Below are 20,127 nucleotides of genomic sequence, written 5' to 3'. Positions count from 1 at the left end.
CTTGTCCGGGACGACGCCGTTTGCTTGGCACGCCGTTCATACTAACGACCAACATGCAATGGATGGGCACCGCCGGGGTTCTTCACTAGTATCCGCGCGATTTCAAAACAGAAAACTGCTGGGAGCTAACCTATGAAATCAACACTTTTGGCCGCTGTCGCAATTTCGGCTTTGCTGCTGGCCGCGCCGGCCTCCGCGCAAGGCGTCAAGATCGGCATCCTCAACGACCAGTCCGGCGTCTATGCCGATTACGGCGGCAAATGGTCGGTCGAGGCCGCCAGGATGGCGATCGAGGATTTCGGCGGCGAGGTGCTCGGCCAGAAGGTGGAACTCGTCACCGCCGACCACCAGAACAAGCCGGATCTCGCCACCTCGATCGCGCGCCGCTGGTACGACGTCGAGAACGTCGACATGATCACGGAGCTGACGACCTCGTCGGTCGCGCTCGCGATCCACGAGCTCTCCAAGGAAAAGAAGAAGATCGACATCGTCGTCGGCGCTGCGACCTCGCGCCTCACCGGCGATGCCTGCCAGCCCTACGGTTTCCACTGGGCGTATGACACCCGTGCGCTCGGTGTCGGCACCGGCGGCTCGCTGACCAAGGCCGGCGGCGATAGCTGGTTCTTCCTGACCGCGGACTACGCCTTCGGCTACGCGCTGGAAAAGGACACCAGCGAGATCGTCACGGCCAATGGCGGCAAGGTGCTTGGCTCGGTGCGCGTGCCGCTCAACTCCTCGGACTTCTCCTCCTTCCTGCTCCAGGCGCAGAGCTCGAAGGCGAAGATCGTCGGCCTTGCCAATGCCGGCCTCGACACCACCAACTCGATCAAGCAGGCGTCCGAGTTCGGCATCGTCTCCGGTGGCCAGAAGCTCGCGGGCCTCTTGATGACGCTCGCCGAAGTGAACGGCCTCGGCTTGCAGGCCGCGCAAGGCCTGGTGCTGACCGAGGGCTATTACTGGGATATCAACGACCGCACCCGCAATCTCGGCGAACGCTTTCTCAAGCGCACCGGCCGGATGCCGAACATGATCCAGGCCGGCACCTATTCGGCGACGCTGAGCTATCTCAAGGCGGTCAAGGCCGCCGGCACCAAGGATCCGGATGCGGTCGCCAAGAAGCTGAAGGAGTTGCCGGTCAACGACGACTTCGCGCAAGGCGGCAAGGTGCTCGAGAATGGCCGCATGGTCCACGACATGTATCTGTTCGAAGTCAAGAAGCCCTCCGAATCGAAGAAGCCCTGGGACTATTACAAGCAGCTCGCGGTCGTTCCCGGCGAGAAGGCGTTCTTCACCGCCAAGGAGAGCGGCTGCCCGCTGACGAAGTGAGGCTATTTATGTCGTCCTGGCGAAAGCCAGGACCCATTACCCCAGCCGGCAATGGTTGAAAAAGCTGTGGCCACCATCGTGCCCATAACCACATCCCGCGGTTATGGGTCCTGGCTTTCGCCAGGACGACGGCGGGGAGAGTCGTCGCAGCCCGCCCCTCACACCAGCCGCAGCACCGCCGCTCCCAGCGCCCCCGCCCACAGCGCAATGGCCGCGATGCCCTGAATGAAAAATCCCGGGCCGCGTTTTGCGGCGGCCTTCGAATAGCCGATGAAGTAGACGATGCGGCCGGCAATCCAGATCGCACCGATTGCCGCTGCACCGGCATCATTGATGTAAATCGCGAACAGCCAGAGCGACGGCAGGAAGATCGGCATCCATTCCAGCGTGTTCATCTGGATCCGGAACGCGCGCTCGAAATCCGGATGGCCCGACATTGCCGGCACCTTGACGCCGGTTTTGGTGCGCGAGCGCGACACGTTGATGGTGATGAAGAAGTAGAACAGGATCGCCAGCAGCGTGACGAGGGCGGTGAGATGATACATCGCTAGTTCCTTCGAAGAGGTCCCGGTTCAATACCCGGTCAGCTCGAGATAGCCAACGCCGTCATGCGTACCGGCAAAGCTGATCGGTCCTTCCCAATAGGAAAAACCGGTCCCCATCCACGCCTTCGGATTGAGCGGCTTGCACTGGATCGAGAACGAGCGCGAATGGACCGCGATCTGCCATTCGACCGGCAGCTCGCGCCCTGCCACCTCAGCCGTCGCCTTTGGAATCATCTGGATATCGGCACCCGCGATCATCTGCGTCTCGCCTGTCGCGCTGATCCAGTTGCCGAATGGATAGTCCCTGCCATCCTTCTGGCGCAACCGGTACAGCATCAGCTTGTCGCCGGACGCGAGATGCAGCGACAGCCAGTCCCAGCCGGTCTGGTCGGCGTCGAGCGGTTGGCTGCTCCATTCGCGGTCCATCCAGGCCTGGCCGGAAACATCGACCGGCCTGTCGTCGATGGTGAGGGTGCCACGGGCGCGATAGAACGGCTGGCTGTAATAGTAGGAGGCCTGCCCGCGCTCCGACTTGCGGCTGTAGCCGCCGTCGCCCTGCAACACCACTGGACGATCGGTCTCCAGCGTCAGCGCGTAACTGAAGTCGGCGCCGGAGGCCTTCAGCGTCAGCGGCGCCAGGGTTCGATCGCCGGTGTGCTCGGATCCGTTCATCTCCCAATCGTCGATCCAGGCCGAGAACGGTTTCGCCGTGACGCCGGCCTGCCCCACACCGCCGCGGGAAAACAGCTCGCTGAAACGATGGGTGTCGGCGCGCGTCACCGCCGCATGCGCCATCCACACCTGTTGATTGGCCCAGCCTTCACCCTGCGGCCCCGGCTGCGTTGCCTGGCGAAACAGCGTCCATTGCAGGCCGCACGCCGCGCCACTGGCGTCGACGAGATTCGCCGTGAGATACCACCACTCGATGCGAAACTCCGGGTGCGGTCCGTGATCGCCCGGAAAGGCGAACGTCTTTCCCGGCGTCACTTTAGCAAAGCCGTCGGCGTTCTCGCCGAGCCCGGCATAGCCTTGCGCGCCCGCACGGCGGGCCGCCAGGAGCGCCGCGATTCCACCGGCGAAGGTGCGCCGCGAGAGATTGTCAGCGCTCATTGGCAAACACCTTGACGAGGTTCGCCGGCTGCATTCGGGCCAGTCGGATCATCGGCAGCAGGGCGGCAAGCAACGAGGCGAACAGCGCGACCGCGACCAGCTCGACGAGTTGCAACGGAAACACATGGAAAGGCAGCCGCCAGCCGAACGCCTTGACGTTGACGATCGCGATCAGGCACCACGCCACCAGCAGCCCGAGCGGTACGGCCAGGAGCGACGTGAACAGCGCAACCGACAGCGTCTTTGTCAATTCGATCGCGGCAAGGCGCGGCCGCGTGATGCCGATCGCCCAGAGCGGCGCAAGCTGCGGCAGGCGCGAGTTCGCCAGTGTGAGAAGGCTGGTCAGAAGCGCAATCCCGGCGACGCCGAGCGTGAATGCGTTCAGCGCCGAGGTCACCGCAAAGGTCCGGTTGAAGATCCGGATCGACTCGGCCTTCACCGTCGCCTGGTCGGCGACGCTGCGGTCGTCGAGCGCAAACTGCTTCTGCAGCGCCGCAATTAGGCCGGGGATGTTTTCCTTCGCGACGATCAGGCCGATGCGTGTCTGCGGCGTCTGCGGAAATTGCCGGATCAGCGCCGCGACATTCACCGCAAGCTGGCCCTTGGGGTTGCCGTAGTCGGCATAGATGCCGACGATGTCGAGCTCCCAGGTCCCACCTGGAGCCGGGACGTCGACGACATCGCCAACGCGGACGTTGAGGCGGCGGCTCAGCTGCTCGCTGATGAACGCGGCATTGCCGGGTATGAGCCGGGTCCAGGCACGCGGCGCGGCTTCGAGCAGCGGCCAGCGCTCGCGATAGAGCGCGTGATCGGGCAGGCCGAGCAGTTCCACCGGCTGCCCCTGTACCTGCGCCTCGGCGCGTCCGCCCGACAGGATCGCCTCGACATCGCGGCGCTCCTTCAACCAGTTGCGGATCGCGACGCCTTTCGCATTGTCGGGGGCGCTGATGTAGACGTCGGCTCCGAGCCGCCCGTTGAGCCAACCGATGAACGTGCGGCTGAACGTTTCCACCATGGTGGACACCCCGACATTGACGGCGAGCGCGAGCAGCAGCGCCATCAGCGCCAGCGACAAACCCGAGAGCTGCTGCCGGCTGTCCGCCCAGAACCACAGGGCGAGCGGCTGTCGCGCGAAACGCTGGCCGGTCCGCAGGATGATGTCGAGGAACGCGGGCAGGATCAACGCGGCGCCGAGCATCAGTGCCGCCAGCACGCCAAAGCCCGCGATCAGCGATTGCCCGTACTGGAGCAGCAACAGCGCGACCGCGAACACGGCGCAGGCAGCCCCGCTTTGCAGGATCAGCCAACGGCGCTGCCTCTGTTGCCAGGCGCGCGGCTGCGCGGTCGCCAGCACCGGCATCCTGACAGCCTTGATCAGGCTGGTCGCCGCGGCAACAAGCGCGCCCACAATGCTGATGCCGATTCCGGCGAGCCACCATTCGGGTCGCAAGCTGAGCTGCCCCGGGATTTGCGCGCCGTAGAGTCCACGCAGGGACGCCGCGACGTCGGGCAAGAGCGCGGCTGCAATGAAATAGCCGCAGGCTAGCCCGATCAGGCCTGCGACCAGCGACAGCGCCACGAGCTCGACAACCAGCACGGTGTTGACGAGTCGCGCCGAGGCACCGCAGGCCCGCAGCGTACGCAGCATCGGCAGCCGCTGCTCGAAGGCGAGGCCGACGGCCGAATTGACGATGAAGAGACCGACGAAGAACGACAGCAGGCCGAACGCGGTGAGGTTGAGATGAAAGCTGTCGGTGAGGCGCTCCAGCTCGGTCTCCGCGTCGGGCTCGACCCGCTGCAAGCGGTCGCCGACGACGCTCGCCAACGGCGCGGGCTTGCCCTTCGCTTTGCCGATCAGCAGCCGCGAGATCTGGTCGGGCTTGTTCAGCAGCCGCTGCGCCAGGCCGATATCGACCACCAGCACGTCGGGCACAAGCTGCGGCAGTACGTGCAGCGGCGGCAGTTTTGCGCCGCTGCTGATCGCTGGTGCCGCGCCCTCCTGCTCCTGCAAGTCGTTCAGCGTTTCCTTCGCCACCAACGTCTGGCCAGGCGGCGCGACGAAGCTGCTCAGATCGCCGGCGCCTAGGCGGGGTGCGTTGCCGACATCGACCGGCAGCGTCACCGGCTCGATGCCGAGCAGCCGGACCGAACGCCCGTTGACCTGGACCCGTCCCTCCAGCATCGGCGAGACCGGCCAGCCGGCGCGACGGAGCTTGACGAACAATTCCTGCGGAAAAGTCGCGGCATCAGGCGCGACCAGCATCGGCGTTCGCGCGCCGCCGAAGGTTGCCGCGGCGCGGTCATAGGCGTTGCGGGCCTGCTGATTGATGGCCTGCACGCCGCTCCACAGCGCAGTCGCCGCGATCAGCCCGATCAGGAGCGTCGCGAACTGCATCTTGTGGCGCCGCCAATGACTGAGCAGGACGGCGAGGACCCAGAGCGCGCGCCTCATGCGATCTGCCCGGCATGCAGGTTGACATGGCGATCGAGTGTCGCGGCCAGATGCAGGCTGTGCGTCACCATCAGAAAGCCGCAGCCGGTGCGCGCGACGAGGTCGCGCGTCAGGGCCAGCACGTGCTCGGCGGTGGCCTCGTCGAGATTGCCGGTCGGCTCGTCCCCCAGCAGCAAGGACGGCTTTGTTGCCAGGGCCCGGCCGATCGCGACCCGTTGCTGCTGGCCGCCTGATAATTGTTCTGGATAACGCTTGAGCAGCCCGCCAAGCCCGAGACGCTCGATCAGCTCGTTATACCAAGCCTCGTCGTACCGGCCGGCGATCCGCGCCTGAAACACCAGATTATCCCCGACCGACAAACTCGGGATCAGGTTGTATTGTTGAAACACCAGGCCGATCCGGTCGCGCCGCAGGCCCGCGCGTCCCGCATCGGACAATTTGGTGACCTCGGTGTCTTCCAGCCGGATCGTGCCGCCATCGGCGGCATCGAGCCCTGCGATCAGGTGCAGCAGCGTGCTCTTGCCGCTGCCGGACTCGCCGGTCAGTGCGACGCGTTCGCCGGCCTTGAGGTCGAGATCGACGCCGCGCAGGACATGGACCGGCTCACCGGCCGAAGAGAACGTCTTGGAGAGGTTTCGGATGCTCAGCACGATGAATGGCGCCGGACGGAATTAGCGGAATTGCTGCGTAGCACACTTGCTGCGGAAATGCCGGGTTGCGTTGCTATTGAAGCCGTTGTTAGCTCCCAAGAGGATCACATCAAAAAAGTGCCAAAAAGGGACGACGGGGAGAACGATGAGCGCTCAGGCAACGCAGCCCGCGGCGGGCAAGATGACGGGGACGTCCAAGGAAGCGCAAAAGCAAACGCCCAAGGAAACGCCGAAGGAAACGCCGAAGGGTGCCTGGACCGTCACATTTCTCCTGTTCCTTTTCATGCTGGTGAACTTCGCCGACAAGATCGTCGTCGGTCTTGCGGGCGTTCCGATCATGACCGAGCTGAAGCTCGAGCCCGAGCAGTTCGGCCTGCTTGGCTCGTCGTTTTTCTTCCTGTTCTCGATCTCGGCGATCGTGGTCGGCTTCATCGTCAACAAGGTACCGACCCGCTGGGTGCTGTTGACGCTCGCGGTGATCTGGGCGCTGACGCAGTTTCCGATGGTCGGCACCGTCTCTTTCACCACGCTCCTGATCTGCCGCATCGTGCTCGGCGCCGGCGAAGGCCCGGCGGCCTCGGTGGCGATGCACGCGGTCTACAAATGGTTCCCCGACGAGAAGCGCACGATGCCGACCGCAATCCTGTCGCAGGGTTCGGCCTTCGGCGTGATCCTGGCGGTGCCGGCGCTGAACTGGATCATCGTCAACCATTCCTGGCACTATGCATTCGGCGCCCTCGGAATCGTAGGGCTGATCTGGGTCGCCGCCTGGCTCGCACTCGGCAAGGAAGGCCCGCTGGACACCCACGCATCGGCCGTGATCGAACCTAGAATACCCTATCTCCAGCTTCTGACATCGCGCACCTTCATCGGCTGCGTGACCGCGACCTTCGGCGCTTATTGGGCGCTGTCGCTCGGGCTCACCTGGTTCACGCCCTTCATCGTCAAGGGCCTCGGCTTCTCGCAGTCTCAGGCGGGCTTCGTCTCGATCCTGCCCTGGGTGTTCGGGGCGACCATCGTCATTCTCACGGGCTGGATCTCGCAGGTGATGTTGGCGCGCGGCTACACGTCGCGGATTTCGCGCGGCGTGCTCGGCTCGGTACCGCTGATCGTCGGCGGCCTGATCCTCGCGATGATGCCGCACGTCCAGGGCGCCGGCCTCCAGATCGCCCTGCTTGTGGTCGGCTCCGGCCTGTGCGGCGCGATCTACGTCGTCTGCCCGCCCATGCTCGGCGAATTCACGCCGACGTCGCAGCGCGGCGCGGTTCTCGCGATCTACGGTGCGCTCTATACGCTTTCGGGCATCGTGGCGCCGCTGGTGATGGGCAGCGTGATCCAGCGCGCCGGCAGCATGCTCGACGGCTACATGACCGGCTTCACCATCAACGCCGCGATCATGGTCGGCTCCGGCCTGCTCGGACTGCTCCTGCTCTGGCCCAACACGGAAAAGGCCAGGCTGACCGGTGGAGCTGCGCCGCAGGCAGCGCCGCTGAAGAGCGCGGTGTCGCCGACGTAAGGGGGCATCCGCCAACCCAATCACAACTGTCATCCCGGCGAAGGCCGGGATCCATACTCACGATTTTTAGCTTGGCGAAGACTGGTATTGACCAGCTCGCGCCACAACACCTTTCGGTGGCTATGGCCCGACCATCGAGTTTGTTGCTCAAGCAGCGATTGGCCGCTTCCGCTCCGTGAACGGCGACAGCACCACCGTCGCGACCATGAAGATCACGGACGCCCCGAACACCCAATGCGGCGCGCTCTGGTCCATGATCCAGCCGAACAGCAGCGGGCTGACGATGCCGCCGAGATTGAAGCCGGTTGAGACGATGCCGAAGGCGCGGCCGGCCGCGCCGGGAGGTGCCGCATTGCGCACCAGCATGTCGCGCGATGGCGCGATCACGCCGGAGAGGAATCCCGCGGCCGCCATCGTGGCGGTCAGCGCCCAGCCCGGCAGCGTGACCAGCGCGATCAGCAGCACGATCGCCGCGTTCGCGGCAAAGCAGGCGGCGGCGACATAGCCGTGGCGCTCGGTGTGGTCGGCAAGGAAGCCGCCCGCGAGCACGCCGGCGGCGCTCGCACCGAGGAAGGCGGTGAGCGCGACATTGGCCGCGGAATAGGTCGCGCCATAGCCACTCATCAGCGCCACCACGCCGAAATTGTTGATGCCGGCGACCGACAGGCTGAGCAGCATGAACAGTGCCGTCAGCGTGATCAGCGCCGGCGTGATCACGGCTTGTTTGGGTGCGTTCTCGGTGCCTGGCTTGGTCTTGTGCGCGCCGGCATCGGGAATGTTCATGGTCACCAGCAACAGCGCGACCAGAACGCCGATGGTGCCCGATGCGATCAGCGCACCGGCACCGCCGGATACGGTGACCAGCGCGGCGACGATCGCCGGCGCCACCGCGCCGCCGAAATAGCCGGCAAAGGTATGGATCGAGAAGGCGCGGCCCATCCGCGCTTCGTCCATGTGCTCGGCGAGGATGGCGTAATCGGCGGGATGATAGACGCTGTTGGCGAGCCCGAGCAGCACGGCGCAGGCGATCAGCGAGGCGTAGCTGAGATGCAGGCCGAGCAGAATCAGCGCGAGGCCGCCGAGGGTGAGGCCGCCCAGCAGGATCCGTCGCGCGCCAAAATGGTCGACGAGATAGCCGGTCGGCGCCTGCGTCAGCCCCGAGACCACGGCCGACACCGTCAGCGCAAAGCCGAGTTCGACATAGCCGACGCCGAGTTGATTCTTGAGGAACGGAAACAGCATCGGCAGGACCAGCAGATGAAAATGGCTGACCCAATGCGCGATCGAGATTCCCGTCAGCGTGCGTAGCGCGCTGTCCGCCTTGCCTTGTTGCGGTGCGGCGAGAACGTCGACCATTGCAGTTCCGTTTCACGTCCTTTGGAGACGCGCAAACTATCGGGCAGAGCGGTTATTTGTCCATGAACGCAGGCGCATGGCAGTAGCGCGGGGCGGGGGATTCCCCGCCGTCGACCCATCACCCCAGGAAGCAATTTGGCGAAAACTCGTGGTCCGGTACTGCGACCATCTACGATCGAGAGATCACGCGGTATGGATCCTGGCTTTCGCCAGGACGACAGTTGAGAGCGAGGCAAGAGCCGAGCCCTCAAAACGGCTCGTCATCCGGCCCGTAGCGGTCGCGCTTTGGTGTCGCGATGTCGCCGTCTTCGTAATCATCATCGTCGGTGTCGCGCGGAGGCGGAGGCTTCTTCGCCTTGTCTTTTGCTGGCGTGTCGTCCGCAATTTTGGGCGGCGCGCTCGGCTTGCCGATCTTGGCCATGGCTGGTCCCGGATGGTGATGCTCCGCCCGATCCTATCCCGAAGATATGTGCGGTTCCTGACTTATCTCAAGTCGTCAGTGCACCACCGGCCCGCCGGCCTTCTTCCAGGCATCGATGCCGCCGGCGATGTGGGCGGTGTTGGTGAGCCCGGCCTCCTTGGCGGCGGCGACAGCCATCGCGGAGCGCTCACCGAAGGCGCAGAAGAACACGACGCGGCGGCCGGTGGCGGCCGCGACCTCGCGCAGCATGCCGCCGGGCTTGAGGCTGTCCTCAACGGACGGATAGGGCGTATGCAGCGCGCCTTCGAGCATGCCGTGCTTCATCCGCTCATTGGCCTCGCGCAAATCGACCAGCAGGATATCGGGACGGCCGAGGCTGCGGATCGCCTCGACGGCGCGGAGCGCACGGCCCTCCTTCTCCAGCTCCTCCTGGTGCAGGCCGACATGCATGTTGGCGGGCACCGCGACGTCCATCATCTTCGGATTGGGCAGCTTCAGATTGGCCATCAGCTCGATGTAATCGTCGACCGAGCGCACCTGGAGCCGCGGATTGTAGCGCTTCTCCTCGCCGATGGTGGAGACGGTGTCGCCCTTGTAGTCATGCGCCGGAAACACCATGGTCTCGTCGGGCAGCTTGAGCAGGCGGTTGAAGATCGAATCGTACTGCGCACGCGACGAGCCGTTCTGGAAATCGGTGCGGCCGGTGCCGCGGATCAGCAGCGTATCGCCGGTGAAGACGCGGTCGCCCATCAAATAGGAATAGGAATCGTCGGTGTGGCCGGGCGTGTACATCACGTCGAGCGCCAGGCCCTCGATCGTCACCTTGTCGCCGTCGGCAACCCGCATCGCCACCACGTCGGCCTTGGTCTGGTCGCCCATCACGGTCATGCAATGGGTGCGGTCGCGCAGCTCGCCGAGGCCGGTGACGTGGTCGGCGTGCAGATGGGTGTCCACGGCCTTGACCAGCTTGAGATCGAGCTCGCGCAGCAGCTGGCAGTAGCGGTCCACCTTCTCCAGCACGGGATCGAGGATCAGCGCCTCGCCGCCGGCGCGGCTCGCCAGGAGATAGCTGTAGGTACCCGAAACACTGTCGAAGAGCTGGCGGAAAATCATGGCAAGACCCGGCGTGGAGTGATTCCAATTCTACTACGCCGCGGGACAAAAAGAGAAGTAATGTGCTGTTGAAATGAGAATATTTAGAAGATTTTTATTGTGGGGCTTCGGGGCTATCCGCAAACTCAGTGTCGTCCCGGCGAAGGCCGGGCGAAGGCCGGGACCCATAGCCACCGAATGAAATTTGGCGAAGATTCGTCGTTCAGGGCTCCTACCGCCCGCACTCGATAGACCTCGCGGTATGGGGCCCGGCCTGCGTCGGGACGACAGGCGAGGGTGGGCCCAAGATTACGGCCGCACCAATGTGTACCCGTTCTCGCTGAGAAACAGGATCTGCCCGACCCCGACTTGCACCGGCGTGGCGGCGGGGATGAACTCCGGCCGCTTGCCGGTTTCTCGCTCGATCGTGTCGACGGTGTTGAGGCAGATGTCGAAGCGTACGCCTTGCGCGATCAGGCTCTCGACCTGCTTGCGGCGCTCGCTGCCTGACAGCAGGAGATCGATGCCGGGACCGAACGCCACCACCTCGATTGCGACCTTGTCGGGGTCGTAGGCCTTCAGCAAATTGTTGGCGACGCTGAGCACCAGAGCTTGCTTCTTCGCATCGCCATCGGAGAGCTGCAGCACGACCTTGTGCTCGGCGAACGGCTTGTCCTGGAGCGGCACCTGTTGCGCAAACGCCGGCGGCATCGCCGCCCAGGCGAACAGCGCCAGTAGCATCGCGGATACGGTTTGCGACCGCATCATCCCTGTCCTGCGATGCCCGGATTGCCCTCGACGCCTTTCAGCGTGACGCCGGAGCCGAGACGCTCCTGAAACATCCGGCCCGAGCGCAGATATTTTGCCACCACATCCCAAACCGGCGCGCCTTGCTGGCCGTTGACCGAGGCCCAGCCCGCGACCTTGTAGCGGTGGCTGGCGCTGAGCGCCTTGTCGCCATTGAGCTTCAGCTCCGAGATGCGGCTGCCGATCGCCGCCGTCGGCGTACAGGTGTAGCTGAGCCCGCCGGCGCGCACCATGTCGCCACCCTGCTGGTAATAGGGATCGGTATTGAAAAGGTTGTCGCAGACGTCTTCCAGCACGTCCTTGATCTGGGCGCCGGTCATCTCCTGCACATAGGTCTCGGGATAGCTGATCGCGGTTTCCGCGAGCAAATCCTCCATCGTCAGCGCCTGGCCGGACAGCCCGGTGACGCCCCAGCGGAAGCCCGGCGACAGCGCGATCTCGGCGTCGAGCTCGGTGCGCAGCGCGCTGCAGATCAGCTCGTCGACCGGGCCGGCGAAATTGTCGCGGCGATATAGCAGGCGATCGGGAGTCGCAATCTTCTCCGACCAGTCGGTGACGTACGGCGCCCGCAACCGGCCGATCAGCTCGGCCATCCCAGGATCGGGCTTCAACAGCTCGGAATAGACCGGCAGCAGATGATATTTGACGTCGCCGACCTTGCCTTTTTCGAGCGCGAGATCGAGCACGGCAAGGAATTTGCCGTTGGAGCCCGCATTAGTGACGAGCGTCGTGCCGCTCGCATTTTTCACTGCGATGGGCTGCGGGATCGCATCATGGGTATGGCCGCCGAGGATGACGTCGATGCCGGTGACGCGGCTTGCGAGCTTGAGATCGACGTCCATGCCGTTGTGCGACAACAGGATGACCGCATCGACCTTGTCGGTGCCGCGCAAGCCGTCGACATGCTTCTGGAGCTCTTCCTCGCGGATGCCGAAGCTCCAGTCCGGCGTGAACCGTCTGGGATGCGCGATCGGCACGTAAGGGAAGGCCTGGCCGACGATCGCAACGCGATGGCCGCCGAGCTCTTTGATCACCGAGGGCTTGAACACGCGCCCCGTCGCCTTGTCGAAGGCGGGGGCGTCGTTGAATGCGGCTTCTTCGGTCAGGAAAACGTTCTGCGCCAGAAACTCGCCCTTGAAGCGCGCAAGATTGTCGCGCAGCGCCTGCTCGCCATAGGTGAATTCCCAATGCCCGGTCATCGCCTCGATACCGAGCAGGTTTGCGACTTCGACCATGTCGCGGCCCTGGATGATGTTGGCGAGTCCCGTGCCTTGCCAGAGATCGCCGCCGTCAACGAGCATGGAGTGCTTTTCGCCGGCATCGCCGCGCAAGCGGTCGATCAGCGTCTTCAGATGGGCGAAGCCGCCGAGCTTGCCGAAGCGGCCTGCCGACTTCTCGAACTCGAAGCAGCTGAAGGCATAGGCATCCGCGCTGTCGGGCCTGATGCCGAAACGGTCGAGAAAGGCGCGGCCGACCAGATGTGGCGGCCGTCCCGCCATCTCGCCGATCCCGATATTGACGCTGGGCTCGCGAAAATAGACCGGGTTGAGTTGCGCATGCGTGTCGGTGAGGTGAAGGATGCGCGCATTGCCGAACCGTTCGATGTCGTAAATGCTCGCGGCCTCAGCACCGCGCGCAAGCCGCGGCAGGCTGAGCGATACGGCAGCAAGGCCTGCGTTCTTCAGGAAATCGCGGCGGCGGATCGCCATCCAGAAATTCTCCGCGCCCTCTCATGGTCGCAAGGCTGTTGCACAAGCGAACAGTCTAGCGGATTTCCATCGCCTTCCAGGCTTCTTTTTCGGACATCGCCTGGAAGATCGACGCCTTCGCCAGCGCCTCGGCCTCCCTGGCTGCGGCGACGGCGCGGTCGAAATCGCCGCCATCGGCCGCCTTCTTTGCGGCGGCCAGCGCCGAAACGGTCACGGTCCATTGGTGGCGCAAGCTGGCAGCCTCCTTGGAGGCGGCTTCGGCGGCGGCATAGGCTGTCTTGTAATCCGCCTCGTTTGCCGCGTGCGCCGCCGGCGCGAGGCCGAGGGTAAGCAGCAGGGCGAGGGCAAGTGACCGCTTCATGGCCGCGCTCCCGGTCCCGATATCGGCAGGCCGTTGGCGACATAGGACAGGAAATATTCGACGTCGCGGTATTCATCCGCCTGCGGCTCCAGCGGAACCGCACGGGTCTGGCTGTTGCAGGTGACGAAGCGGCGGCTGGTCGTGCCCATGCCGCTCCATTCGGAGCGGTAGATCGGCATCGCGTTCAGAATGCCGAGCGCCGGCGCCAGGATCTCGGCGCGGATGCGCTCGCCCGGGCTCTGCACATGGCAGCTCGCGCAGGAGAAGTTCATCTGGCCCCGGCGCGTGTAGAAATAGCGCTTGCCGTTCTCGAAGGCCGCGAGCGCGCGCGGATCGTCGGGGATCTTGATGTCCATCGGCTTGCCGCGCGAGGTGAAGGCCATGTACGCCGTGAGCGAGGCCATCTCGTCCTTGACGTAGGAGTAGGGCGCCTCGCCATTGGCCTCACGGCAGCGGTTGAGCGCCAGCTCCAGCGTGACGACCTTGCCTTCCTTCTCGTCGAAATAAGGATAATTCTGGCGGATGCCGATGCCGCCGTTCGGGAAGCAGTCGGCATAAGTCTTGCCGTTCTTGAACGGGGTGGCGAACATCTCCTTGCCGGCGTCGAGCGCGAACTCGTAGGGCGGGAACTCCTCCTTCTCCTGCCACTGCCGCTTCATGTCCTCGTTCATGGAATAAGGACCGTTGACGAAATCCTCGTGCTTCACGGTCGGGAATTTCTGGAAGAAGAAGTTCTGGAACGCCTTGGCATCGGCAACGGGGTCGACCTTGTCGGCCGCCACCACGCGCGGAGAGGTGAGGGCCAACGCGACCAGCGCGGCGCTCAACGAACCAAGCAGGATGGAGGTGCGGGCCTTCATCACGAGATCTTTGCGGTGGTCGTGTCCGACGCACCCTTGTTATCGGTCCAGGAGACCTTGAGATCGTCGCCCTTCTTGGCCCCCTTGAAGCTGAACTTGACATAGGGGTCCTTCGAGATCGCGGTGCCCCAATCGGCAACGAAGACGTCCTTGCCGTTACATTCGAATTTCAGCTGCTGGATGTAATGCGCCGGGATCAGCTCGCCCTTGGCGTCCTTGACGAAGCCGGTATCCATGGGGTGCTGGATCAGCGCCTGCACCTCGGTGATGTCGCCGTTGGCGGTGGCGCGGACGCGAATGCTGGATGCCATCTCGATCTTCCTCGCTTAGCCGCCGCAGCCGCCGACGGTGACCTTGACCTCTTTGGTCGCGCTGTAGAGCTTGCCGTCGGCCTCCACGATCGCAACGACGTTGGTGGTTTTGGCCATCTTCAGCCGGTTGGCGACGGCAGGGATCGTGCCTTCGGGAATCCTGTAGCTGGCGGCAAGCGCGCTGGGATTCTCGGCCACGAAGAACGAAATCGAGGTGACCTTGTCGAGCGTCGTCGTCACCGAGATTGGCACGACACCGCCGTTCTCGGCGATCTCGGGGGCGTCCAGCTTGACCTTGTCGGACGGCTCGGCGGTTTTGCCGTACAGCGCCTTGACGGCGTCCGCCTCGCTCTTCTGCTTGAACGCCTCTTCCGGATATTTGTCGTTGGCCGCGGCGCGCGCGGGCGCGGCGCCGAACGGCAGATTGCCGAGGCCGAGCAGCGCGACCGAGGCTGCGCCCTGAAGGATCAGGCGCCGCGTCGCACTTGGGCCGGTGAGTGTGGTCATCTCGGGTCTCCCAACCAAATCTCGTGGCGTGCCTGAAGTCACAGGGTCTGCAGGAAATCAACGATCGCGCTGATCTCCTGTTCGGTCAAAATCCGGTTCCGGCCGAACGGCGGCATCATGGTCTGCGGATTGCGCTTGGTCTCGTCGAAGATGATCGCGGCGAGCTCGTTGCGATCGGGGTATTTGGCCTTGAGGTCCTTCAGTTCCGGCCCGATCGTTCCCGGCAGGTCGCCACCCCTGATGACATGGCAGGTCAGGCAATTGCCCTTGCCGCGGTCGAAAGCGAGTTTCTGGCCGTCTGCCACAGCGGACTGCGCCCACGCCGGGCTGGCGAGGCCGGCGGCAATGGCCAGCAAGATGAACAGAACGGGCGTCCGGGAAAAGGCGGTCAAGGCGTCATTCCGAGGCGTTATATCGATGGTCAAGATCGCGAAATAGAAGCGTTCCAAAGCACAAAGGGCACCGCCTGACAATCGAGACTATGCACGCGACAAAATGAAGTTAATATCTTCCCCATTGCAACTAATGAGATTATTTGTTCAGCCGATTTGGCCCGAGAGTTAAGGGCCGTGGCGCGGGCCGGCGTTTCCCGAGCGTTTTGCCGCTCAACCTGTTTTCAACGCGTTCTCGTTTTTTCAAGGGGACCTCACTTGGCTGAATATGTCGTCGAATTCGGCAGGGATGGCGGTCGGGTCGAGTCGGATGGGCGGCTCGACGCACCGGCGTTTCATCGCAATCACGAGCCGCTCTGGGCGGCACTGGAAAAGCATCTCGCCGGTTGCACCGGCAACGTGGTCGAGCTCGGCAGCGGAACCGGCCAGCACGTGGTCTACTTCGCCCGTCACACGCCCGGCCTGATCTGGTGGCCGAGCGATCTCAACCAGCGCCACCTCAAGAGCATCGAGGCCTGGCGCGTTCATTCAGGCCTGAAAAACATCCGCTCGCCACTGCGGATCGATCTCACCGATCCCGATTGGTGTCCGGAGATGAAAAGCGGGCAGGCGCCGTCAAGTCTTGCCGCATTGTTCTGCGCCAATGTCATCCATATCGCGCCATGGAGCGTCGCCGAGGGCCTGTTCGCCGGCGCCGGCCGCTATTTGCGGGCCGACGGCAAGCTGTTCCTCTACGGCCCGTTCAAGCGCGGCGGCAAGCACATCGCGCTCAGCAACGCCGTGTTCGACACCTCCCTGCGTGAAGGCAATCCCGACTGGGGCGTGCGTGACATCGCCGATGTCGAGGCCCTCGCCCGCGGCGTTGGTCTTCGCCTCCTTGATACGATCGACATGCCGGCAAACAATTTGACGCTGGTGTTTTCGCGCTAAGCTCAGACGGCGGTGCGCTCCCTCCCCCGCTTGCGGGGGAGGGTTGGGGAGAGGGTGTCTCCGCAATGGGGCATCCCCTAGAGGATAGAACCCTCACCCGGCGCTTCGCGCCGACCTCTCCCGCAAGCGGGCGAGGTGCACCGCCTGCTGCGCTCCCACTGATTCAATCAAGAGCCCGTCAGCCCTCGCCATCCCGCCACCCGATCTTGTCCTTCAAGAACCGAAAGCCAATCACCTCGAACCCGGCGCGCTCCTTGTTGTCCTTGCCGTAGCCGTGGCCACCCGCTTCAGGCTCGTAGAACCAGGCCTCGTAGCCCATGGCCTGGAGCTTTGCCGCCATCTTGCGCGCATGGCCGGGATGGACACGGTCGTCGCGCCGCGTGGTGGCGATCAGGATCGGCGGGTAGGGCTGGCCGGCCTTGACGTTGTGATAGGCGGAGTAGGTCTTCAGCCAGTCCCACTCCTCGGGCTTGTCGGGATCGCCATATTCCGCGATCCAGCTCGCGCCGGCGAGCAGCTTCGTGTAGCGGCGCATGTCGATCAGCGGGATGGTGCAGAACAGCGCGCCGAAACGTTCGGGGTATCGCACCAGCATGTTGGTGATGAGGATGCCGCCGTTCGATCCGCCCTGTGCGGCGATGCGCTTTGCCGTCGTCACGCCGCGGCGGACGAGATCGGCGGCAACGGCTGCGAAATCGTCGTGCGACAGTTTCTTGCCGGCGAGCCGGCCGGCATCGTGCCAGCGTGTGCCGAATTCGCCGCCGCCGCGCAAATTCGCCTGCACCGTGGTGCCGCCACGCTCCAGCCACAGCTTGCCGAGCGACGAATTGTAATACGGCTTCACCGAATGGCCGAAGCCGCCATAGGCGCTCATATAGACCGGTGCATCGCCGGTCTCGCCAGTGGGGCCCGTCTGCACATAAGGGATACGCTCGCCGTCGATCGAGATCGCCTCGTGCTGGGTCACCACGAGGCCGTCGGCGTTGAATGTTTTCGGCGCCTGTTTCAGCACTGTCGGGCTCGCGACGCCGCGCTCCATCAGCAGCAGCGACGGCGGCGTCAGCGGATCCTGCACATTCGCAAGCAGGTCGCCATTGCTCTCGGAGGGGTGGCGATCCAGCGGCCAGATGTCGACCACGCCGATCTGCGGCAGGCCGCCGAGTGACGCGCGGCTCCAGCTCGTGGCGGACGGCGTGCAGATCTCGAATTGCGGCTGGAGCTCGTCGAGGATCGACAGCACCAGCTTTCCTCCCGTCCAAAACAGACCTTGCAGGGCGCGGCGAGCTTCCGGCTCGAACAGCACCGCGAAATCGCGGCTGCCGGCGAGGAACGCCGAGAGCGACATGCCGAGCACGGTGTCGGCGGCATAAGTTCTGCCCTCGATCGACCAGGCTTCGCGCAGCTTCATCGCGAACCAGTCGCCATGCGCCTGCAACCAGATGCCGGTCGGCAGATCGAGCTTCGTCGTCGTGCCGTCTGCATCGCGCAGCCAGAGCGCATGGTTGAAGAAGTCGATCTGGTCGACGATCCAGCTGCGCGGGGTCGCAGCGGTGTCGTCGACGATGCCGGAGATCGCCATATGATCGGCCGTGGTCTCGATGATCACCCGCGCCTGATCGACAGGCTGGCCGCGCCGCCACAGGCGAACCGTTCGCGAATATCCGGAAGCAGTCGCCATGCCCTCGCCATGGGCGCTCGACAGCAGCAGCGTGTCGGCATCGAGCCAATCGGCGCCGCCCTTGGCTTCGGACAGCGCAAAGCCGTCCGCAACGAAACTCTTGGTGTCGAGGTCGAATTCCCGCAAGATGACGGCGTCGCTGCCACCGCGCGACAGGCCCAAAATGGCGCGCGTGCTTCCCGGCTGCGTGGTGATGCCGCTCAGCAGCCAGTCCTCGCCTTCGCGCGCGGCGAGCTGGTCGACATCCAGCATGATCTCCCACGCCGGATGCGATTTGCGAAACTCCGCGAGCGAAGTCTTCCGCCACAGGCCGCGCGGGTTGGTGGCATCCTTCCAGAGATTGTGCAGTTCAGTGCCGCGGCGGCTGATATAGGGGATGTTGTCGGGACGATCGTAGATCGCCGCGAGGATATCGCGGTCGCGCGCGAAGGCCGCTCCGCCGAACGCCTCAAGCGTCAGGCTGTTCTGTCGCGTGACGAAATCGAGCGCCTGCTTGCCTTCGATCTCCTCCAGCCAGAGCCAGGGATCGTCGTCGGGAGCGCTGAGCGTAGGCCTGTCGTCGACGGACATGAACGAAACTCCGGAAGGTTGCGGCGGATAGGATTTGATCGAGCGCAAGCCGTCAAGTGCGCGGCCCATTATCATCGGCCCGATTGCGTCAGAGACATGGCCTGCGCCCGTTTGCGTCGGTTGCCCGCCCTCCCGCGCCCCGCCATAGTGCCGGGAATCAAGCGAGCCCTTGAAAGTCTTGAAAGCCCCTCGAAAGCCCGTTGGGGCGGAAATGCCGATGCTGGATGTGACTGCAGCCAATGAGATCGCCGCCGACGCCCGCGTGCGCGCCAACGTGGTGCGCCTTGCCGCCGCGCAGGCGCTGACCGGCGCCAACTCGGCGGTGATCTTCGCCACCGGCGCGATCGTCGGCGCGACGCTCGCGCCCGACGTCTCGTTCGCGACGGTGCCGATCTCGATGTATGTGCTCGGCCTCGCCGCCGGCACGCTGCCGACCGGCGCGATCTCGCGACGCTTCGGCCGCCGCGTCGCTTTCATCGTCGGCACCGGTCTGGGCGCGCTGACCGGTCTGCTCGGCTCGTTCGCGATCCTGCACGCTTCGTTTCCATTGTTCTGTCTGGCGACTTTTCTCGGCGGCCTCTACGGCGCGGTGGCGCAGTCCTATCGCTTCGCCGCCGCCGATGGCGCCAGTGCGGCCTATCGGCCCAAGGCGGTGTCCTGGGTGATGGCGGGCGGCGTGTTCGCCGGCGTGCTCGGTCCGCAGCTCGTGCAATGGACCATGGATGTCTGGCAGCCCTATCTGTTCGCCTTCAGCTTCCTGGTCCAGGCTGCTGTCGCGCTCATCGCGATGGGCATCGTCGCCGGGGTCGACATGCCGAAGCCGGCGCCGGCCGATCTTCATGGCGGGCGGCCGCTGCTCGAGATCGTGACGCAGCCGCGCTTCATTGCGGCGGCGCTGTGCGGCGTCATCTCCTATCCCATGATGAATCTGGTGATGACGTCGGCGCCGCTCGCCATGAAGCTGTGCGGCTTGAGCGTTTCCGATTCGAATTTCGGCATTCAATGGCACATCGTCGCCATGTACGGGCCGAGCTTCTTCACAGGCGCGCTGATCGCCCGCTTCGGCGCGCGGAAGGTCGTTGCCGCCGGCCTGCTGCTGGAGGCGGGCGCGGCCGGCATCGGCCTGTCCGGCATCACCGCGATGCATTTCTGGGCCACGCTGATCGTGCTTGGTGTGGGCTGGAATTTTTCCTTCATCGGCGCCTCCGCGCTGGTGCTGGAGACGCACCGGCCGCAGGAGCGCAACAAGGTGCAGGCCTTCAACGATTTCCTGGTGTTCGGCATGATGGCGATCGGTTCGTTCTCGTCCGGCCAATTGCTCGCCAGTTACGGCTGGTCCGCGGTGAACATGGTGGTGTTCCCGCCGGTGGTGCTCGGCCTCGCCGTGCTCTCGCTGGCCTCCTTTGCCCGCCGCCGCAAGGCGCGGCTGGACGCAGCCATGAGTGAGTTCCCGGATGCGATCTGAGATGGCGGGAGGCTGTCAGCAGCGTTGATAGTTCGATCCAGGTCGAAGTGATTTCCGGGGCCTGGGTTG

The 20,127-nt window shown here is 64.5% G+C and carries 19 protein-coding genes; 4 read left to right on the top strand and 15 right to left on the bottom strand.

Translation table 11 applies throughout. The features are described from left to right. Positions 1-132: 132 nt before the first annotated feature. A complete protein-coding gene (locus BRA471DRAFT_RS34865; RefSeq protein ID WP_007615869.1) occupies positions 133-1,326 on the top strand; it encodes an ABC transporter substrate-binding protein in 1,194 nt (397 codons plus the stop codon). A 158-nt stretch (positions 1,327-1,484) separates the two neighbouring features. Here BRA471DRAFT_RS34865 and BRA471DRAFT_RS34860 read toward each other — a convergent pair whose 3' ends face one another. Genes BRA471DRAFT_RS34860 through BRA471DRAFT_RS34845 form a run of 4 tightly spaced genes read right to left on the bottom strand, consistent with a single transcriptional unit; the run spans position 1,485 to position 6,083 of the window. Further along, entirely contained in the window at positions 1,485-1,871 is a 387-nt protein-coding gene (locus BRA471DRAFT_RS34860) for an MAPEG family protein (RefSeq protein ID WP_007615868.1), read from the bottom strand. A 27-nt stretch (positions 1,872-1,898) separates the two neighbouring features. After that, a complete protein-coding gene (locus BRA471DRAFT_RS34855) occupies positions 1,899-2,981 on the bottom strand; it encodes a lipocalin-like domain-containing protein (RefSeq protein WP_007615866.1) in 1,083 nt (360 codons plus the stop codon). After that, complete coding sequence (locus tag BRA471DRAFT_RS34850; protein ID WP_007615864.1) at positions 2,971-5,433, bottom strand: ABC transporter permease; 2,463 nt, start codon at positions 5,431-5,433, stop codon at positions 2,971-2,973. Before BRA471DRAFT_RS34850 ends, BRA471DRAFT_RS34855 begins: the two co-directional genes overlap by 11 nt. Next, entirely contained in the window at positions 5,430-6,083 is a 654-nt protein-coding gene (locus BRA471DRAFT_RS34845) for an ABC transporter ATP-binding protein (RefSeq protein WP_007615862.1), read from the bottom strand. Before BRA471DRAFT_RS34845 ends, BRA471DRAFT_RS34850 begins: the two co-directional genes overlap by 4 nt. A 145-nt stretch (positions 6,084-6,228) precedes the next feature. On the opposite strand from BRA471DRAFT_RS34845, the gene BRA471DRAFT_RS34840 reads away from it, so the two are divergent. Continuing rightward, positions 6,229-7,599 carry an MFS transporter gene (locus BRA471DRAFT_RS34840; protein ID WP_007615860.1) on the top strand — a complete coding sequence of 457 codons (1,371 nt, stop codon included), beginning with the start codon at positions 6,229-6,231 and terminating at the stop codon, positions 7,597-7,599. A 147-nt stretch (positions 7,600-7,746) separates the two neighbouring features. On the opposite strand, the gene BRA471DRAFT_RS34835 is transcribed toward BRA471DRAFT_RS34840, so the two are convergent. The 10 genes from BRA471DRAFT_RS34835 to soxX all read right to left on the bottom strand — a co-directional run bounded on the left by BRA471DRAFT_RS34835 (position 7,747) and on the right by soxX (position 15,415). After that, on the bottom strand, positions 7,747-8,955 hold the full coding sequence (locus BRA471DRAFT_RS34835) for an MFS transporter (protein ID WP_007615858.1): 1,209 nt from the start codon (positions 8,953-8,955) through the stop codon (positions 7,747-7,749). Between the two features lie 247 nt (positions 8,956-9,202). Beyond that, complete coding sequence (locus tag BRA471DRAFT_RS37745; RefSeq protein WP_007615856.1) at positions 9,203-9,376, bottom strand: hypothetical protein; 174 nt, start codon at positions 9,374-9,376, stop codon at positions 9,203-9,205. 75 nt (positions 9,377-9,451) lie between these two features. Then, positions 9,452-10,489: an MBL fold metallo-hydrolase gene (locus tag BRA471DRAFT_RS34830; protein ID WP_007615854.1), complete on the bottom strand. Its 1,038-nt coding sequence runs from the start codon at positions 10,487-10,489 to the stop codon at positions 9,452-9,454. Positions 10,490-10,777: 288 nt separating this feature from the next. After that, entirely contained in the window at positions 10,778-11,236 is a 459-nt protein-coding gene (locus tag BRA471DRAFT_RS34825) for a hypothetical protein (RefSeq protein ID WP_007615852.1), read from the bottom strand. Next, positions 11,233-12,984: a thiosulfohydrolase SoxB gene (soxB, locus tag BRA471DRAFT_RS34820; RefSeq protein WP_007615850.1), complete on the bottom strand. Its 1,752-nt coding sequence runs from the start codon at positions 12,982-12,984 to the stop codon at positions 11,233-11,235. Before soxB ends, BRA471DRAFT_RS34825 begins: the two co-directional genes overlap by 4 nt. Before the next feature lie 55 nt (positions 12,985-13,039). Continuing rightward, positions 13,040-13,345, bottom strand: a complete 306-nt coding sequence (locus tag BRA471DRAFT_RS34815; RefSeq protein ID WP_007615846.1) for a hypothetical protein — start codon at positions 13,343-13,345, stop codon at positions 13,040-13,042. Beyond that, positions 13,342-14,205: a sulfur oxidation c-type cytochrome SoxA gene (gene soxA / locus BRA471DRAFT_RS34810; RefSeq protein ID WP_007615845.1), complete on the bottom strand. Its 864-nt coding sequence runs from the start codon at positions 14,203-14,205 to the stop codon at positions 13,342-13,344. The genes BRA471DRAFT_RS34815 and soxA overlap by 4 nt, the downstream gene beginning before the upstream one ends. After that, a complete protein-coding gene (soxZ, locus tag BRA471DRAFT_RS34805) occupies positions 14,205-14,516 on the bottom strand; it encodes a thiosulfate oxidation carrier complex protein SoxZ (RefSeq protein WP_007598011.1) in 312 nt (103 codons plus the stop codon). Before soxZ ends, soxA begins: the two co-directional genes overlap by 1 nt. A gap of 15 nt (positions 14,517-14,531) precedes the next feature. Then, the gene (soxY, locus tag BRA471DRAFT_RS34800) at positions 14,532-15,023 is read right to left on the bottom strand and encodes a thiosulfate oxidation carrier protein SoxY (protein ID WP_007615844.1); all 492 of its coding nucleotides are present in this window, start codon (positions 15,021-15,023) and stop codon (positions 14,532-14,534) included. Positions 15,024-15,061: 38 nt separating this feature from the next. Beyond that, positions 15,062-15,415, bottom strand: a complete 354-nt coding sequence (gene soxX, locus BRA471DRAFT_RS34795) for a sulfur oxidation c-type cytochrome SoxX (protein WP_007615843.1) — start codon at positions 15,413-15,415, stop codon at positions 15,062-15,064. Between the two features lie 258 nt (positions 15,416-15,673). Between soxX and BRA471DRAFT_RS34790 the strand changes: the two genes are divergently transcribed. Continuing rightward, positions 15,674-16,345 (top strand): DUF938 domain-containing protein, encoded by a 672-nt coding sequence (locus BRA471DRAFT_RS34790; protein ID WP_007615842.1) that lies wholly within the window; start codon positions 15,674-15,676, stop codon positions 16,343-16,345. Between the two features lie 178 nt (positions 16,346-16,523). On the opposite strand, the gene BRA471DRAFT_RS34785 is transcribed toward BRA471DRAFT_RS34790, so the two are convergent. Then, positions 16,524-18,593 (bottom strand): prolyl oligopeptidase family protein, encoded by a 2,070-nt coding sequence (locus BRA471DRAFT_RS34785; RefSeq protein WP_007615840.1) that lies wholly within the window; start codon positions 18,591-18,593, stop codon positions 16,524-16,526. Positions 18,594-18,810: 217 nt separating this feature from the next. On the opposite strand from BRA471DRAFT_RS34785, the gene BRA471DRAFT_RS34780 reads away from it, so the two are divergent. Next, positions 18,811-20,058, top strand: coding sequence for an MFS transporter (locus BRA471DRAFT_RS34780; RefSeq protein WP_007615839.1), 1,248 nt, complete (start codon positions 18,811-18,813; stop codon positions 20,056-20,058). Positions 20,059-20,127 lie beyond the last annotated feature (69 nt).

The sequence above is a fragment of the Bradyrhizobium sp. WSM471 genome (genome assembly GCF_000244915.1).
Lineage (GTDB): Bacteria > Pseudomonadota > Alphaproteobacteria > Rhizobiales > Xanthobacteraceae > Bradyrhizobium.
This window is presented reverse-complemented; position numbering and strand designations above follow the sequence as displayed.

Excerpts from the sequence above, each read along its gene's own strand:
- BRA471DRAFT_RS34865 (WP_007615869.1), top strand. The coding sequence starts at position 133 with ATGAAATCAACACTTTTGGCCGCTGTCGCAATTTCGGCTTTGCTGCTG.
- BRA471DRAFT_RS34860 (WP_007615868.1), bottom strand. The coding sequence starts at position 1,871 with ATGTATCATCTCACCGCCCTCGTCACGCTGCTGGCGATCCTGTTCTAC.
- BRA471DRAFT_RS34855 (WP_007615866.1), bottom strand. The coding sequence starts at position 2,981 with ATGAGCGCTGACAATCTCTCGCGGCGCACCTTCGCCGGTGGAATCGCG.
- BRA471DRAFT_RS34850 (WP_007615864.1), bottom strand. The coding sequence starts at position 5,433 with ATGAGGCGCGCGCTCTGGGTCCTCGCCGTCCTGCTCAGTCATTGGCGG.
- BRA471DRAFT_RS34840 (WP_007615860.1), top strand. The coding sequence starts at position 6,229 with ATGAGCGCTCAGGCAACGCAGCCCGCGGCGGGCAAGATGACGGGGACG.
- BRA471DRAFT_RS34835 (WP_007615858.1), bottom strand. The coding sequence starts at position 8,955 with ATGGTCGACGTTCTCGCCGCACCGCAACAAGGCAAGGCGGACAGCGCG.
- BRA471DRAFT_RS37745 (WP_007615856.1), bottom strand. The coding sequence starts at position 9,376 with ATGGCCAAGATCGGCAAGCCGAGCGCGCCGCCCAAAATTGCGGACGAC.
- BRA471DRAFT_RS34830 (WP_007615854.1), bottom strand. The coding sequence starts at position 10,489 with ATGATTTTCCGCCAGCTCTTCGACAGTGTTTCGGGTACCTACAGCTAT.
- BRA471DRAFT_RS34825 (WP_007615852.1), bottom strand. The coding sequence starts at position 11,236 with ATGATGCGGTCGCAAACCGTATCCGCGATGCTACTGGCGCTGTTCGCC.
- soxB (WP_007615850.1), bottom strand. The coding sequence starts at position 12,984 with ATGGCGATCCGCCGCCGCGATTTCCTGAAGAACGCAGGCCTTGCTGCC.
- BRA471DRAFT_RS34815 (WP_007615846.1), bottom strand. The coding sequence starts at position 13,345 with ATGAAGCGGTCACTTGCCCTCGCCCTGCTGCTTACCCTCGGCCTCGCG.
- soxA (WP_007615845.1), bottom strand. The coding sequence starts at position 14,205 with ATGAAGGCCCGCACCTCCATCCTGCTTGGTTCGTTGAGCGCCGCGCTG.
- soxZ (WP_007598011.1), bottom strand. The coding sequence starts at position 14,516 with ATGGCATCCAGCATTCGCGTCCGCGCCACCGCCAACGGCGACATCACC.
- soxY (WP_007615844.1), bottom strand. The coding sequence starts at position 15,023 with ATGACCACACTCACCGGCCCAAGTGCGACGCGGCGCCTGATCCTTCAG.
- BRA471DRAFT_RS34785 (WP_007615840.1), bottom strand. The coding sequence starts at position 18,593 with ATGTCCGTCGACGACAGGCCTACGCTCAGCGCTCCCGACGACGATCCC.
- BRA471DRAFT_RS34780 (WP_007615839.1), top strand. The coding sequence starts at position 18,811 with ATGCTGGATGTGACTGCAGCCAATGAGATCGCCGCCGACGCCCGCGTG.